This is a genomic window from Olivibacter sp. EAT-5 (assembly GCF_044784325.1).
GTDB classification, from domain to species: domain Bacteria; phylum Bacteroidota; class Bacteroidia; order Sphingobacteriales; family Sphingobacteriaceae; genus Olivibacter; species Olivibacter oleidegradans.
In genome coordinates this window covers 568,915-586,586 of sequence record NZ_CP173028.1, presented here as the reverse complement: position 1 = coordinate 586,586, position 17,672 = coordinate 568,915, and the positions used below count along the sequence as shown (strand labels likewise).

The 17,672-nt window shown below is 41.9% G+C and carries 8 protein-coding genes; 4 read left to right on the top strand and 4 right to left on the bottom strand.

The window, feature by feature from the left end:
* Positions 1 to 10 precede the first annotated feature (10 nt).
* Both ACH11B_RS02500 and ACH11B_RS02495 read right to left on the bottom strand, forming a co-directional pair.
* Positions 11 to 3,232, bottom strand: coding sequence for a SusC/RagA family TonB-linked outer membrane protein (locus ACH11B_RS02500; protein ID WP_377613030.1), 3,222 nt, complete (start codon positions 3,230 to 3,232; stop codon positions 11 to 13).
* A 233-nt stretch (positions 3,233 to 3,465) separates the two neighbouring features.
* Entirely contained in the window at positions 3,466 to 4,485 is a 1,020-nt protein-coding gene (locus tag ACH11B_RS02495) for a FecR family protein (protein ID WP_404274006.1), read from the bottom strand.
* Between the two features lie 188 nt (positions 4,486 to 4,673).
* Between ACH11B_RS02495 and ACH11B_RS02490 the strand changes: the two genes are divergently transcribed.
* A complete protein-coding gene (locus ACH11B_RS02490) occupies positions 4,674 to 6,020 on the top strand; it encodes a glycoside hydrolase family 28 protein (protein WP_377613026.1) in 1,347 nt (448 codons plus the stop codon).
* 491 nt (positions 6,021 to 6,511) lie between these two features.
* Here ACH11B_RS02490 and ACH11B_RS02485 read toward each other — a convergent pair whose 3' ends face one another.
* The gene (locus tag ACH11B_RS02485; protein WP_165447070.1) at positions 6,512 to 7,141 is read right to left on the bottom strand and encodes an RNA polymerase sigma-70 factor; all 630 of its coding nucleotides are present in this window, start codon (positions 7,139 to 7,141) and stop codon (positions 6,512 to 6,514) included.
* Between the two features lie 132 nt (positions 7,142 to 7,273).
* Positions 7,274 to 8,563 carry an acetylxylan esterase gene (locus ACH11B_RS02480; protein WP_377613024.1) on the bottom strand — a complete coding sequence of 430 codons (1,290 nt, stop codon included), beginning with the start codon at positions 8,561 to 8,563 and terminating at the stop codon, positions 7,274 to 7,276.
* Between the two features lie 706 nt (positions 8,564 to 9,269).
* Here ACH11B_RS02480 and ACH11B_RS02475 point away from each other — a divergent pair.
* From ACH11B_RS02475 to ACH11B_RS02465, 3 genes are all read left to right on the top strand, one after another.
* A complete protein-coding gene (locus ACH11B_RS02475) occupies positions 9,270 to 11,048 on the top strand; it encodes an alpha-L-rhamnosidase C-terminal domain-containing protein (RefSeq protein WP_377613023.1) in 1,779 nt (592 codons plus the stop codon).
* An 89-nt stretch (positions 11,049 to 11,137) separates the two neighbouring features.
* Positions 11,138 to 14,008 (top strand): glycoside hydrolase family 2 protein, encoded by a 2,871-nt coding sequence (locus ACH11B_RS02470; RefSeq protein ID WP_377613021.1) that lies wholly within the window; start codon positions 11,138 to 11,140, stop codon positions 14,006 to 14,008.
* A 390-nt stretch (positions 14,009 to 14,398) separates the two neighbouring features.
* A complete protein-coding gene (locus ACH11B_RS02465) occupies positions 14,399 to 17,668 on the top strand; it encodes a SusC/RagA family TonB-linked outer membrane protein (RefSeq protein WP_377613019.1) in 3,270 nt (1,089 codons plus the stop codon).
* The last annotated feature ends 4 nt before the right edge of the window (positions 17,669 to 17,672 follow it).

Here is a 17,672-nt window from a genome sequence, read left to right as displayed (position 1 = left end):
TGATTCAATTTTAAAAGGAAAGATTTACCCCAAAAAGATAGGTAGCAGTACTTACAGCGGTCCCATAAGTGTTTTGAATGGCCCACTCGGGATCATATCCTTTGTAATTAGTAAACAAAAATGGATTCGTAGCCGTTGCGTAAACCCGTAAGCGGTTTAGTTTAAGCTTTTCGATAAGGCCGCTTGGAAAAGTATAACCTAAAGTATTGTTGCTGATTCGGACGAAATTTGTCTTTTGATAATAGGCTGCATTTACAAAAGGACCTGGGTTACCAGGTTGAAAATGGGCCTGAGAGGGACTGCTTGGTGTCCAATAATCTACTTTTACCTGGTTATAAATCTGATTGTAATTCATAAAAGAACCATCAAACGAGCTACTAAACTGCTCGCCTTGTCGGGTATAAGCCAGTACATAAAGGTCCACGTTACCGTAGCGGAAAGTATTGGCAATCGAACCTGTCCAGTCGGGTACCCGCTTACCAATAATCTGCCGATCGCTGGCATTGATGACACCATTATTGTCTATGTCTTTTACGCGGACCTGGCCGGGGAGTTGATTATATTGTGCGGCAAGGCTTCGTTCACTTTCTTGCCAAATACCGTTAAAAACGTAGTCAAAATTTACCTGAACGGGTTGGCCAATAAACAAACGGTTTCCAATGTCATCGTTTTTTCCATTGGCTGTTTCCAGTATTTCATTTTTGTTAGCATCGAAAACGAAATCGGTTTTCCACGAAAATTTGTCTGTTTGAATATTAACGATACTCAATCCGATTTCAATTCCTTTGTTTCTCAGTTTGCCCAAGTTGTCTGTAACAAAGTTCCATCCCGAAGGTGCCGGCAGATTGCGGTTTAATAGAATATTGTCGATTTTTCGGTTATATAGGTCGATCGTTCCATAAATGCGGTTTTGTAGCAAAGCAAAATCTAATCCTAAATTGATTTCTTTCGTCGTTTCCCAAGTTAATGCTTTGTTCGCTAAACGATTAGGAGAATAACCCTGTATAAGGGAATTTCCGAAAAAATAAGTGGATGCTCCAAGTGTTGCCTGTGTAGTGTAGGAGTCTATTCGGTCGTTTCCGGAAGCACCGTAACTTAATCGTAATTTCAAGTCATTAATGGCATTTATTTTTTTGACAAAGCTCTCTTCTGACAATCGCCAGGCAAAAGATGCGGAAGGAAAAAAGCCCCATTGATTGCCTTCTGCAAATCTTGAAGAACCATCCCATGTACCCGATGCGGTTAAGAGATATTTATCTTTATAACTATAATTAATACGAGCCCGTGCAGAAGCTAAAGTATATTTTGTATAGCCGGAACTTACGGTAGGTCCACGGAAGGTTCCGTTGAAGTCGGTATTTGTTGCCGAACCTACATTGTACCACAAAGAATTATAAGGTAAATTGTAGACATCGATTCCACTGGTTTCCAGGCGGTCCTTCTGCATACTCTGTATGGCTGTAACGGTCAATTTATGCCCTCCATTAAGCTCTCGCTCATAAGTTGCTTGGTTATCCCAAAGCCAGTTTATTTGTTCATTCGTGTCGTAGTCCCTTGCCTGCGCGTAACCTCCATTGCCTGCGCCCTCCTTGGATAGCGCACCAAAATACCAACCTCCTCGGCCTATGTCCAAGCTTGGTGAAAAAGTCGTTTTTAAGGTGAGGTGGGCAACAGGCTTTACTTGAATATAAAGTTGACCAAATGCCCGAATGGATCGGTTTTGACGAATATCGTTTTCTTGATCAAATAAAGGGTTGATAACCCCATCTCCTCCTAGTACACGGAATACCCTATTGCCATTGTTGTCGTAAGGAGATACAGTAGGTGGCATTCGATACGCTGAACGAAGTGATTCATAACTGCCTAGGTTTTGTAGGTTCTGTGCAGCATAGAAGCTCATGCCTGCTTTCCACTTCTCATTGATCTGTCTGTCAACACTTCCGCGGAAGGAATAGCGTTTAAAATCTTCGGGGCTCACATTGCCTTCTTCGCTTAGTATACCGGCGCCAAAAGCAAACTGGGTTTTCTCATCTCCTCCGCTTGCAGATATATTATGATTCATTTGCAAACCATTTTTTAGCAAGAGAGAAGGCCAATCAGTAAACCTTCCTGCGTCTATATTTTCCCATTGTTCAGGTGTGAAAAACGCTGCATTCGTGCGTGAGGTATCTCTCCCCGTCGCTAGAAACTGTTGGGTACGGAACTCTACATATTCCGGACCGTTGAACATGCGGGGCAAATTAACCGGCTTTCTTATTCCCATATAACCATCATAAGAGATAGTGGTTTTTCCTTCCTTCCCTCGTTTGGTGGTTACAATAACGACCCCTTTAGCACCGCGGGAGCCATAAATAGCGGTAGCCGATGCGTCTTTTAAAATGTCTATTTTTTCAATATCTGCCGGGTTCAAATCATTTAATCCCGAAGTAGTAGGAATTCCGTCGATCACAAACAAAGGTGAACTTGGGCCACTAAAAGAACTGATCCCCCGGATAGTGATGTTGTAACCCGAACCTGGTTTCCCTACATTTTTTACCACTACCGCACCGGGCGCCTGGCCCTGTAAGGCTCCGGCAGCGTCGGGGGTAGCAGCTCGTGCAATGGCGGTTGAGCTTACGGAGGCTATTGATCCGGTAACGTCGGCTTTTCGCTGCGTGCCATAACCTACAACCACCACCTCATTCAGATCCTGTCCGGCTGACGAAAGCTGTATAGTGAGTGATGTTTTTCCCCCAACAGGCATCTCTATCGTATTATAGCCTAAGTAGGAAATTACCAAAACAGCATCGCTGGCCGCTTCAATTACAAAGGCACCATTGCTATCCGTTGACACCTCTCTGTTGATACCCTTTACCTTTACCGTCGCACCAGCTAGTACTTGTCCGGTTTCATCCACAACCTTACCTGTAATCTTAATATCGGCTCGTATCGGATTTTTCGGAACAATGGCTAGCAGTTGATCGGGTAAAATTTGTAGTGTAAACGGGGTGTTGTTAAGGAGATCATTAACAACCGTTAATACATCTTTATCTTGCACGGAATAATTCTCATATTGTTTAAGAGGAATATTCCTTTCGCTGAATACAAATCGATAGCTGCTTTTCTTCTCAATCTCCGAGATGATTTCCTTAAAACCGGCCTTTCCGATATTTAAGGTAACCTTGGTTTGGGAATATCCCGCTGCTAACATTTGAAAGTTGAAATACACAATCAATGCAAATGTTAATTTCATAATAAGAATTGGCTTTTTGAGGCAATAAATCCCCGAAACACCTCGATGGTGTCTGAAAAATTTCATAACTTTAAAAATCTTAAGGATGGTCAAAAGCAGACTCCCGGTCAAAGCAGTCTGCATTAATTACAATCGTCTTTAATGTAGCGGGGATGGCGAGTCCCCGTTGCTTTTTAATCGGGTCCTAATTCAGTTTTCATAATGTTTTTGTTAATGGTTAGCTGTTCGTAGTTTTAATAAATAAGTATTTTTTTGTCTTGCATGGTATAAGAAAATGGTTCAACTAAACGTAGGGCATTTAAAATGTCCGTTACCGACTCCCGCTCAAAATGGCCGGTGAACTTTAGTTGCTTCAGGTGTTGGTTTTTGAAGTCAATTTTTACGTCATAAGCTCTTTCGATCATTTTGGATACATCCACAAAAGATTGTTCTGCGAAAATAAGCTTATTGAATATCCATGAGGTTTCTATTACTGTATTGTCCATCTTTTGTAAATGCGTAATTTGGGTTATGGCACTCGACTTGCTTTCCGGAAGTTCATCTTTGGCAGTCGGATTCCTGACAATCAGTTTTTCAGAAGGCATTAATGTAAGTCGGTCAGCGGGTCGATCCTTTAACGTTACCTCTATAGCCCCTGTCAATAAGGTTGTTTCGCTAAACGGGTCATCAGGATAAGATTTAAGGTTAAACGATGTTCCCAGCACCTTGATATCCATTTGTTCGGTATGGATAATAAAGGGATGTTTGGGGTCTTTAGCAATGTCAAAAAATCCCTCTCCCACCAAGGTAACCTGTCGTTGCTTATCCTTAAATGTTTTGGGGTAGATGAGCTTGCTTTCCGCATTTAAGACTACTTTACTTCCGTCGGGTAAAGTAAAACTTTTCTTAGCTGCTCGTTCAGTGTAGGCAATTTGCCGCGTAGAAATTCCGACGAGATAGGTCATAATTGCAATAGAAGCTATAATAAGCACAAAAACGGCGGCAGCAACTTTCCATAGATACCGTTTGTTCTTACTTTTTTGCGAAGAAATAGGGAACGCTTCCTGCTGTGCGATTTTTGTCCGGATCTTGTTAAAGACACGCTCGTCCGATGAGTGGTCGGATTGATTATTAGATAGATAAGCTTTGAACAAATCGTACCGCGCCTTAAGCAAAGGATCTTGGAGCAAGCCTGCTAATTCGCTCACCTCTGATGCTGTTAATTCATTGGTGAATTCTTTTGTTATCAATGTTATGAATCGATCCTGTGACATATGCGGTTTATACCTGTATATGGAGAGGACAAATTTTTTGAAGAAATTACCTACAAGAAAATAAAAAAATGTTATTTCTTTAAAATATATCAGGACAGCACAGGTTGCAGTTAACAAAAGAACACCCTTTTTTTGGAATAAATGCAAATGGCAGCTAGGCACTAACCTTATTATAATCATTAGAAAAAATGCAAGATAAAAACCTGATCATTTTAGCTTTCGTGTTATTCTTCTATTTCCTTGGTTTCAAAAATACCGGGAATTTATTCGCGCAAAATTTTCCGGATGGAACGCCTATTCCGGCTTGGTTTTCAGATACAAATAGGATCGAAGCGAATGCGCTCGGGGAAAAATATATCATTACTGACCATGGTGTAAAAAACGATAGCACCCTCGTACAAACAGAAAGTATCCAAAAAATTATTGACAAGGCGTCTGAAAATGGTGGTGGTGTTATTGTTATTCCAAAAGGCGTTTTCCTTACGGGATCACTCTTCTTCAAACCTAAAACACATCTATACCTAGACGAAGATGCGACGCTCAAATGCAGTGACAATATTGCTGATTTTAAAGTGCTTACTACCCGTATTGAAGGACAGTCGCTGAAATATTTTGCGGCCTTGATCAATGCCGATAGTTTGGATGGATTTACGATTTCAGGAAAAGGGATAATCAACGGCAATGGATTACGTTATTGGCAGGCGTTCTGGCTTCGCCGCGAGTGGAATCCGAAATGTACTAATATGGACGAACAGCGCCCGCGGCTATTATACATATCGAATAGTAAAAATGTACAGGTATCAGGCGTTCAGTTGCTTAACTCGCCCTTCTGGACCTCGCATTATTACAAATGCGAAAACCTAAAGATTTTGGGTGTGCGCATTCTTGCAGGTTCAAATAATGGAAGTGAGGTTCGCGCGCCAAGCTCCGATGGCATTGACCTAGATGTATGCCAAAATGTGTTAATAAAAAACTGCTATATATCAGTAAATGATGATGGTATTTGCTTAAAGGGTGGTAAAGGGCCGACAGCCGATAAGGACCCAAATAATGGGGCTAATCGCAATATCATCATAGAAGACAATACGATTGAAAACTGTCCGTCTCTTACATTGGGTAGCGAATCGGTTTTTAGTGATAACGTCATTATGAGGCGTTGTACTGTAAAAAATACCTCTTATGTGCTTCGATTGAAGATGCGGCCCGACACACCGCAAAAACATAAAAATATATGGGTAGAAGATATTACCGGTACTGCACGTAACTTTCTTTCCATAGATGCATGGACGCAGTTTTTTGATCTGAAAGGGCAACCGGAGCCCAAATCTTCAGTGAGCTATTTGACTATGCGTAACTGTAATGTAGCCTGTGATCGCTTTCTCCATATCAAATCTTCGAAACAGTACACGCTTTCCAATTTTACGTTTGAAAATTTAACTATTTCAACGCCGAATGAAAGTGGTGTCGTGTTTGACTTCATCAGAGGTTTACAATTGAAGAATATCATTGTAAATGATAAGAAAGCGGTGAAATAAAAGGAACGTTTTCTTTAGTCACTTTTATTCGTTATTGTTTGTTTTAAAAGGCACTCATGCTACTTCGTGGTTTCCGCAAAAAGTGACGCAAAACCGAGCAAGGCGAGCTCATGAACCCCTAATGAAATAAACAATATGTGAATAAACTCATCGCTTGGAACTTTGCTACGATGGTAGTGCTTCAACCTGCAAACCGCAAATTTCCTAGGCGATATTTTAGCAGAACGGAGGGCTTTTGCAGGCAGCCAACAAGGCCCCGTGTATGGGAAAAACGGCCTTGGAGGATACCAACGCAACGAGCAGCAAAGCATTTGCACGTCTGTTTATATCGCAGTATCCAAGCGGATTGAGGAAGTGAAACGGCTCCAATACGCGGAATGGATGCTTTGCAATCAGGTGCAAGGTAGCCTACACCGCCTTGATTTGTGGTTTTTTTCATCTAAGGAAAAGAACATACGTTAAATAAAGGTTGACTAAATAAATCCTTTTTTTCAAAAACAGCTGCTCTGTAGAAAAAGAAACAGCGCGATGGCTGAAGCAATGTTCTTAATAATTATTGCAGCATCAGACGCTTGGTGTTTGGTCATGACGGTGTTTAATTTGGTCATGGCTCGGTAGATTTGTGCATGTACCGTACGTACCGAAATATTCAAAATTTCGGCCACTTCAGCGCATTTCATTCCATCTTCCTTAACGAGCTTAAAGATGACGCGGCATTGATGGGGTAAAGAGCCTATCGCCCGATCTAACTGCATAAAAAGTTCTTTCCTTTCCAGTTCTTCGTCGGGGCGATAGGCATCAATTATTTCGTTTGTTTCTTCGTCTAGTGACACTAACTGCATGGAAGATTTTTTTTTCCAATGATTGAGTGCTTTATTCTTTACACAAATTAGGAGATAGACCTCGGGCTTTTTAACATGCTCCAATTTACTACGATTAAGCCATAAATCTACAAAAACGTCTGAAACAATCTCCTCTGATGTCTCCCGATCGCTAATATACTGTTGGCAGAATTTAATAAAATTGGCATTGGTCAAGCGGAATAATGCTTCAAAGGCATTGACATTGCTTTCAAAAAGCACTTGCTTCCAACACTTCAATATCTGTGTATCTCTTTCCAATTTTTGCGTTTTTGACTTGTAAGGCAAGGATTATCGGTTTATAAAAATAAAACTCCGGTTACACAAAAAAAAATATATTTCAATTGATTTTCATCCTGTACCGTTATGTTGGCTTCATTTACTAAATTTCCGCTATTTAATAAGCCTTTCTTCCAGCCATTCACCTACTGCCTCATTCTGTTCTTTATAAGTCCAATGTCCGGTTTCTAAAGCAAGATAGAGTTCTTTTGGAGACTGGATTACGTTATACACGGCATATAAAGAAGTTGGCGGACAGGTTTCATCGTTAAACCCCCATGAATAAATACCAGGCACTTTAAGTTGTCTTGCAAAATTGACAACATCATAATAACCCATTGTTTGTAGCTTTTCTTTCGTATTATTAACTTCCCGGCTCGCTGAATCGAGATAATGTGGCCAGCCACCGGCTCGGCCTTTTAGGTATCCTGTTAAATCACTTAGTGCGGGGTAATAGGAAGCTAAAAATTTGACACGAGCATCTAACGAAGCGGTTACAATTGCAAGTGCTCCGCCCTGACTGCCGCCAATCACTGCCAGTTGCTCACCATCAAACTGAGGTAATGAAGTAATGAAATCATTCGCTCGCACGCAACCTAAGTATACGCGTTTATAGTAAAAGCGGTCCCGATTATCTAAGTTATAATTAAAGTAGTTCCCCAACCCACCCAAACGGAGACTGGCATAAAGTTCAGGGTCCATGTTTACCGGTATGCCATGAATGCCTATTTCTAAGGTTATAAATCCCTTCTCGGCGGTTGCAATGTCGCCATTATAAGGTCTAACGCCCGCGCCCGGAACTCTTAAAATAGCGGGGTATTTGCCCGTTGCTTTAGGGATGCACAGAATACCGTAGAGCCTGGAATTACCATAGTTCTGCATGTTGACATGATAGACGTTCACTTTTTCCGTACATCGTTCGGGCAATAGCGTCATCTTTGCATCTAGCGGAATTCCGGCCAGTTCTTTCTTGGCTTGATCCCAGAATGCGACAAAATCATTCGGCAGTTGGGCTGTTGGTTCAATTTGTTCCGGTGTAAATCCAGCGGTGGCAAGTCCTTTATATGCTTTGCCATTTACATAGGCATAGGCAGTTAAGCGAAGAAAGCCTGGCTGCTTCATGCCTTCACTTTTAACAGTATAGGACGCGGACGTCAACAGCAGCGAATCTTTCTTAAGTGCAGGCATTTTTTCCGGGCCGAGCTCATAACGTAAAGGAATATTCTTTAATGGATTGCCATTTTGAAGAATGGTAACCGTGAATTTCACCGGTTCATTTAGCTTGTATTCCCAGTTCTCATGATCGGGTGCTACTATCACCTTAATAAATTGCTCGCTAGGTTGGGCAGTTACTCGAAAAACAATTACAAATAGTAGAAACGCCCATAAATAAATAAATCGCATAGTCATAATTTAAGTTTAATAATGCCATTATAGCAAGGTTGTCGTTTACTTTTGCTAAAGTAATGAGAATTCGATATTGTTCAATTGTTATCTTCCATTTTTTTCAAGCCGATAAGTATCAAGACATAGAGTACACACGCTTTAATAATTTCGCTTTTAACATACAGCAGAAGGTATTTATATTAAAAGAACGTTTTTTTTAATCACTTTTATTCGTTATTGTTTGCTACAATGGTAGTGCATCAACTTACAAACCGCAAATTTCCTAGGCGATATTTCAGTAGAATGAAGAGATTCTGCCAAGCAGTGTAATACTTTGTAAACGATTTAAGATCTGTAAACTATGGCACGTTTGGTTAGAAGCAAATACTTTTCGCTTTCGACAATGCCGCCTCCAAAATTTACGTCATGCAGTGGGAGGCACTAACATTCCTGTAAATTTTGCAGCGGCGAGTTTATTCACTACTTAATTATTTTCAAAGGTGTTCATGGACTCGCTACGGTCGGCTCTTTGACTACTTTCTTTGCGGAAAAGAAAGTAGTTGGCGGTGTCGCTGCCATTAAGCGACAAATTAATTTTTCCTTTTTTAAAAAGCAAACCCCTAAGTCAGGACGGCGCAGGTTGCGATTGCATAGCGTTTATGTGTATGTTTGCTTTAAGTCATTATATACACAGTAAAAACCGATTAAAGCCAACATAATAAGTATGAAATCATTCCTTCTCACAATCCAGCTATGTCTATGGACTTGTGCCTCTTCCATATTATATGCACAGTTACCCCCGGTATTTGAATCAATATATGATGGAAAAATACAAAAAGATGAATTGACGCGGATTTTTATATCACCCCAACGGATTGTTTGGAAATATGCTGGAGATGGCAGTTTGGTAACAAATGAAAATGAACTCTTAAAGATAGGGAATAGCCAGACCGAACTCGGTAAAAAAAATATGTGCGAAATGGTGAGTGCCGAAAATGAGACCGCCTCAATCTTATTGGATTATGGAAAGGAAATACACGGGGGGATACAGCTTGTATTGGGAGGCTCTACACGTCGCGAACCATCTTTAGTCCGTATTCGTTTTGGCGAATCGGTAGGGGAGTGCAATAGCCAAACCCGAAATTATGAATGGGGAGTTGGGTATTCGACTGACGACCATGCCAAGCGAGATATTATCACGGAAATACCTCGGGATGGGTTAATAGAACTCGGCAATACGGGGTTCCGCTTTGTTCGTATTGACCTATTGCAGAAGAATACCACTATCCATATTAAAGAAGCGAGGGCAATTTTGCGATACCGTGATATACCTTATTTGGGATCATTTAGAAGTAACGATGAACGGCTCAATAAAATTTGGCTAACCGGAGCCTACACCGTGCATCTGAATATGCAAGAGTATTTGTGGGATGGTATTAAACGGGATCGTTTGATATGGCTAGGTGATATGCATCCGGAAGTATCTACCATTGCACGAGTGTTCGGTGACAATGACGTGGTGCCAAAAACACTGGACTTGGCTTGCCAACAATATCCCTTACCGCAATGGATGAACGGAATGAGTGCATACTCTTTATGGTACCTGATTATTCAGCACGATTGGTATAAATACAATGGGAATATTGATTTTCTAAGGAAACATCAAAACTATATTTTGGGCTTGATCGATTTAATTGACAGTAAAGTTGATGCTGAAGGTAGAGAGAATCTAGCTGCGGAACGCTTTTTAGATTGGCCATCTACTCCCAATAAGGAAGGAGTAGAGGCGGGGTATAGAGCGCTCATCGTCTGGGCGATGCAAGATGCTGTCAAATTATGTGAAATTTTAAAGCAACCGATTGCTGCAAAGAAAGCAGAAGCCTGTGTTGCACGTATGAATAAATATGTAAAAGATCATCATCAATTAAAACAGGCTGCTTCCTTAATGGCTATAGCCGGGCTTATTGATCCGGAAAAAGCTTGTAATGAAGTAGTTTCGGTTGGCGGCGCTAAAGATTTCTCTACCTTTTATGGCTATTATATGTTACAGGCACAAGCAAAAGCCGGACAATATCAGCAAGCCGTGGATATCATTCGCCAATATTGGGGGGGCATGTTGGGCATGGGCGCCACTACCTTTTGGGAAGACTTTAATTTGGATTGGACAAAAAATGCTACGCGCATTGACGAGGTACCGGTACCAGGTAAAAAGGATATACATGGAGATTTCGGTGCCTATTGCTATCCCGGGTTTCGACATAGCCTTTGTCATGGTTGGGCATCCGGGCCTACCGCTTGGATGAGTGAACATATACTTGGTGTGAAGATTTTGGAAGCTGGCTGTAAGGTCATCAAAGTCGAACCACATCTGGGTGACTTGCAATGGGTAGAAGGTACTTTTCCTACTCCCTACGGGCTGATTGAAATTCGGCATAGTAGGCGAGCTAACGGGACGATTGAGTCTACCGTAAAGGCGCCGAAAGGTATTAAGGTAATTAAATAGATGGTGGCAGGACGCGTCAGGATAGTCTTTTAACCTCATTCTTTTATTTTTAACGTATATAAACAATGCTTATAAATAAATGCCGGAGCATGCTTATCGCACATAAAACCTTCTTACTCTTTATTTTCATGACCTTTGGTCTGTATACCGCTTTTTCCCAAGAAGTCGAAAAGCGGATTCAGTATCTATCCGGTACAGATAATGAACATACGGTGAAGTGGGACTTTTGGTGCTCGGGCGGACGGAAGAGTGGTAAATGGGGAAAAATTGCTGTTCCGGCTCATTGGGAACAACAGGGGTATGGGCATTATAATTATGGAAGGGATTATGTTACCTATGGCAAAAACTTTCGCTTTCATGACGAGAAAGGAGTATATCGACATACTTTTCCGGTTAATGAACAATGGAAGGGGGAAAAAATATTTATTGTCTTTGAAGGGGTAATGACCGATGCTGAGGTAAAAATAAATGGCCAATCCGCCGGCCCGATCCATCAGGGCGCTTTTTATCGCTTTCGTTATGATATAAGTGACAAGCTCCGCTACGGAAAGGAAAACCAATTGGAAGTTACAGTTAGTAAGATGTCCGGGGATCCGTCTGTTAATAATGCCGAACGACTAGCCGATTACTGGATTCTCGGCGGAATTTTTCGCCCGGTGTATCTGGAAATAGTACCGCCATCATTTATTGACTATGTAGCCATTGACGCAAAGGCTGATGGTTCTTTTCGTATGCAAGCTCACCTTGAAGGAATATCCGCACAAATGAAGGTGAAGGCGAGTATTATTGATCAACGAGGCAAAACGGTGGATATGCTGGAAGCTTTGGCCAGGGAAGGGGATTCCGTCGTGTCTTTTAATACCAAAGTGAGTAATCCTGCTTTGTGGACCGCCGAAAGCCCTAACCGTTACCGTGCGAGAACTGAGCTCTATAAAAATGGGAAGTTGGTATACTTAACGCAGCAGCAATTTGGCTTTCGTACCATTGAAATACGCAAGCAGGACGGCATTTACCTGAATGGGACGAAGATCAAAATGAAAGGAGTAAACCGACATGTATGGTGGCCTGAAACGGGACGATCAGTAAATGCTCGTATTGACTTGGAGGATGTGAAGCTGATGAAATATATGAACATGAACGCCGTTCGTTGCTCACATTATCCGCCCGATCAGTCTTTCTTGGATATCTGCGATTCTTTAGGACTCTATGTTATCGATGAATTAGCGGGCTGGCAAAAGGCTTATGCAACACCGGTGGGAACAAAATTGGTAAAGGAAATGGTTCTGCGCGATCTCAATCATCCATCCATTATCTTTTGGAGCAATGGGAATGAAGGCGGACATAATTTTGATCTTGACACCATATATGGGCATTACGACCTGTCGAAAAGACCGGTAATTCACGCGCATCATCGTCCTGGCAATGATTTTAATGGGATCGATTGTAATCATTATGAAGATTATTACAGTACGCAGAAAATTTTGGCCGATACCAATATCTATATGCCTACCGAGTTTCTTCACGCTCAGGACGATGGCGGGGGTGCAGCGGGCTTAGCCGATATTTGGGAATTGCATTGGAAGGCAAAAAGGGGTGCTGGTGGTTTTCTTTGGGCCTTAGTAGATGAGGGTTTAGTTCGGACGGATGAGCAAAACAAAATAGATGTGAACGGCGTGAATGCACCGGATGGTTTGGTCGGGCCACATAGAGAACATGAAGGTAGTGTGAATGCAATCCGGGAAATTTATGCACCTATTAAAATCGACGGGAAGGAACTTCCTCCTGATTTTGATGGGCGTATTTCAGTAGAAAATCGCTATCATTTTACGAACCTGAATCAGTGTACTTTTAAATGGGAACTCTTAAATTTTGACAAACTCTTACAAAATGGTGAAGGCTCTACCACTGTATCAAGCGGAAAGGGCAGGTTTCCCGCTATTGCACCTTTAGCAACCGGTCATTTGTCTATTGATTTACCAGCAAATTGGTCTAACGAAGATGCCCTGGCTTTAACGGCATTCGACTCCCAAGGGAATGAGATCTGTCGTTGGGTATGGAAAATCAAACCTAATGAGCAACTCGCGGTTCATCAATTTGATGAGCCCATCGACGGAACAGTTAACATGCAGGAAAAGGATAGCCTGATACAGTTAACGGCCAATGGTATAACGGTCTCAATTCATAAAAATACAGGTCTATTGGCGCATTTAGCGAATACTTATAGTAAAGCACTTTCTTTTAAAGACGGCCCTGTTTTAGTGAGCGGACAAGCAAAGGCCGTATCAGTAAAGCATTACCGGGAAGGTCATATTGCTGTTGTGGAAGCGTCATACAACGGTGATTTAAAGTATATCAAATGGAAGATGGATAAATCGGGATGGCTCGAAATGGACTACGCTTACGCGTTAAGTGGTGATCAACCTTTCGCCGGCATCAGCTTTTCTTACCCCGAAAACTTTGTTTTGGGTGTAAAGTGGCTTGGTAAAGGTCCCTACCGTGTATGGAAAAACAGGCTGCAAGGCACTACGTATGGTGTTTGGAAGAATCGGAATAATAATACGCAAACGGGTAGTTATCCTTGGCGCTATCCCGAATTTAAGGGTTATTACGCGGATGTTACTTGGATGGAAATGAACACCGTAGAAGGTAAGTTCTATATGTCTTTTCCAACGGAAGACCAATATGTACGCCTGTTTGATTTTTACGGACTAACCGGCGCAAAGCCACATCCGGATCTACCTGTCGGGGATATCTCTTTTTTGGATGCGATACCGCCTATTGGTACTAAACTTGCGTTGAATATGACCACTGATACCAAAGGACTGGGACCGCAAAGCGAATTGAATCACCTCACCGGAAAACTCATCGAAAGAAAGGTTTATTTTTACTTCGGAACTCCAAAAGTGAATGGGGAAAACAAACAATTTGAGATGCCGAAAGTAAATGTACTAACGGATTAGTTATTGGTTATTAGTTGCCGGTTTTTAGTTGTGGGTTGCGAATTGCCAGTTGTGAGCAGAGGCACCCCTAAAGGCAATACTACTTAACTACTCAACTATTTAACAACTTAACTATTCAACAATTCCGGAAACGATTGCGTAGTTTAACCTACAGTTAAAAAGTGGCTTTATTGTTATGTCAGCAGCTTTTTTGATGCTCTTGGTTTCCTTAAGCAGGACACTACAGGACGCGGAGGCTTTCTTCACTCTTTAATATTGCGCTCAGCTAACAAATACCTAATCGACATAAACTAACCAATATCATTCGATTTTAGCATTACTTGTTAGGCGAATTAATTATTGAACGGATATATCCTGATTCAACTAATGTAAATCTAATAAACTAAACTTATGAACCGAAAAATTACTAAAATGTATGCAGGGCAATTAAAGTTACCTTGGCGCATCAATGCCTTGCGGACTTACTGTTTACTTACTGTTCTTTTGTTTTATGCACTGTTGCCCTCCGCTTTTTCGCAACAACCTGTTCGTGGAAAAGTAATTAGTAGTCAGGATGGCGCATCGCTGCCCGGTGTATCTGTCTTTGTCAAAGGCACAAAGCAAGGAACTACTACCGATGCGGACGGAAATTTTGTCTTACAAGCCGGTGAAGATGCCGTGCTGGTTTTTTCCTTTATGGGATACCACAGTAAGGAAGTCCCTGCAAAAGGAGTATCAACCGTGTCATTGGAAGAAGATAGTCAAGGTTTGGATGAGGTGGTCGTCATTGGTTACGGAACGGCGAGAAGACGGGATTTAACGGGCGCCGTTGGTACGGTCAAAGGGAGCGAAATCAGGAATATACCGGTAACCAACGCAGCACAAGCGATTACTGGTAGGGTTGCTGGGGTTAATGTAGTGACACAAAGTGGGGCACCTGGTGCTGATATTAATATCACTGTCCGCGGTGGGACTTCCATAACGCAAGGAACCAACCCCTTGTATATTGTGGATGGCTTTCAAATGGAAAACGCATTACGTAATGTTGATATCAACGACATCGAATCGATCGAAGTCTTGAAGGACGCGTCAGCCACCGCCATCTATGGTGCACGCGGTGCTAATGGTGTAATTCTAATCACTACCAAGTCAGGTAAATCAGGTAAAACCGAGGTAAATTATAATACATATTTCAGTTTTGAAAAGCTGAGCAGTAAGCTTGATCTACTGAGCACAGAACAGTATGTAAAATATCAGTATGAATTTCAGACACTTTGGGGAAAGGAAAGCCAGTGGGCGAACATGTTTGGTGGTGATGTATCGAGCAGCGACTTCTATACCGGAGCTTACGATCGGATTGCACGCGACTATGGGTCACGGGCTGGCATCGATTGGCAGGATTTAGTGTTTGGGGATCAAGCTATTTTGCAGAACCATAACGTTAATATTAACGGTGGTTCTGAGAAAACGAAGTTTATGGTCAGTTATAACTTCACCGGGCAGGATGGAATTCTTGCAAAAACGGGTTATGAAAGAAATAGTGTCCGTGCTAAATTCAACCAGCGATTGGCCGAAGGGATTAGTCTTGATTTCAACACAAACTTGCAAGCCACCAAAACAGAGGGAGGTGGTTCTTTAGGCGGCATGCTCAAAATGTCTGTCTTGCAGCCTCCAACGGGTGGTATCCGATTTACGGACGAACAATTGATCCAAAGTGATATAGCAGAAGAGCTGCAGGCAGAGGATTCCCAATACGATATCTATAATCCGATTATTACAAATGATGCGGTTACCCAAACGAAATATGCCCGTTTAGCGGGAGTCAATATGGGCTTGAATGTGGATTTTCTTAAGGACTTCACGTTTCGTACCGCTGGAAGCTACCAATGGACACAAACACGCAGTGATTACTGGGATGATGGTCGTACGCGAACGGCACAAAATAATAAAGGGCCCTACGGTAGTCGTAACAACAGTGAGAAATTTATATGGCAGATCGTCAATACCCTTTCTTGGAAAAAATCGTTTGATAAACATAATTTCAATGCGGTATTGGGACAGGAGACAACTTATGAGGAGTCGATGTCGTTAAACAATACGTATTATGAATTTCCTGAAAATAATTTCGGCTTGAATGACGTCGGTATGGCAGGAAGGATCGACCGTCCTTCGTCTGATAAATCACGCTATGGCTTGGTTTCCGGTTTTGCCCGTTTGATGTATAACTACGATGATCGTTATCTATTAACGGCCACGATTCGACGCGACGGTGTATCGAAGTTTATGCCCGGTCGGCAGTGGGGCACTTTACCTTCTGCGTCCGCTGCTTGGAACATTGATCGAGAGCAGTTCATGGAGAACATCGATTTCTTCGACCAGCTGAAGTTCAGGGTAGGTTATGGGACAACCGGAAATTGTGATATCGGGAATAATACTTATACCACTTTGTATCAATCCACCACTTATGCTATTAACAATGTAGAGGTTAATGGATTAAAACCGACAGATAAATTGGGTAATCCGCTCTTGCAGTGGGAGAAGACACAGACCACCAATATTGGCTTAGACTTTTCTATTCTTAAGAATCGGGTGTCACTAACGGCCGACTATTATAATAACATCTCCAAGAACTTGCTTATTAGTGTGGCTATACCCACTTCTACGGGTTATACCAGCCAAAATCAAAATGTGGCTTCCATCAGAAATAGAGGCTTTGAGTTCCTGCTAAATACAGTGAATGTTCGTTCAAACGACTTTCAGTGGACAACAAGTTTAAATATCTCCTTTAACCGATCGAAAGTATTATCACTCTTCGGTGGCGACCGTGATTATATGCGCACCAATTTGAGTTCTCGTGTCGATTTCTGGACGGAGCTCAATAATACGGTCGGACTGTTTTATGGCTATCAATACGATGGCATTTATACAACCGATGATTTTATCCAAAATGGCGATGGCAGTTATACCTTAAAAGACGGTGTGGCCTCTTTGAAAGGGAAGGCGCGTTCATCCATAAAGCCAGGAGATGTTAAGTATGTAGCGCTCAGTGGTGAGACCGATGCCGACGGTAACCCGGTTTGGTCCACTAATGATCGCACCGTCATTGGAACCCCTGAACCCAAGTATTTCGGCGGTATCAATAATACTTTTGCCTATAAGGGTTTTGATTTAAGTGTATTCCTCAATTTCAGTTACGGTAACCAAGTTTTTAATATGAACTCCCAGCGTTACATAGGACCTTATCTGCCCAATCAAAACTCGCTGTCTGTCATGAATAACCGCTTCACTTTAATTGATCCGGCAACGGGTATGCAAACAAGCGATTTGGGTCGGTTGGCGGAGCTAAATCCTAATCAGCATGATAAAAAAGCGATGTGGAGTCTGCATTCACCGAATAACATTGCTATTACTGATGCCTTGGATTACTACCTCGAAGATGGTTCTTTCTTACGCATCAATAACATCACACTGGGATATACTTTACCTAAATCATGGTTACAGAAAGCCTTCATAAATAATGCAAGAATTTATTGCACCTTGAATAATATCCATACATTCACTGGTTATTCGGGCTATGATCCGGAAGTTTCAGCTACCGGGTCTATTCTCACCAGAGGCGTAGATAATTCGGCTTATCCAAGAACAAAAAGTATTGTCGTAGGCGCTAACTTAACCTTTTAACCGT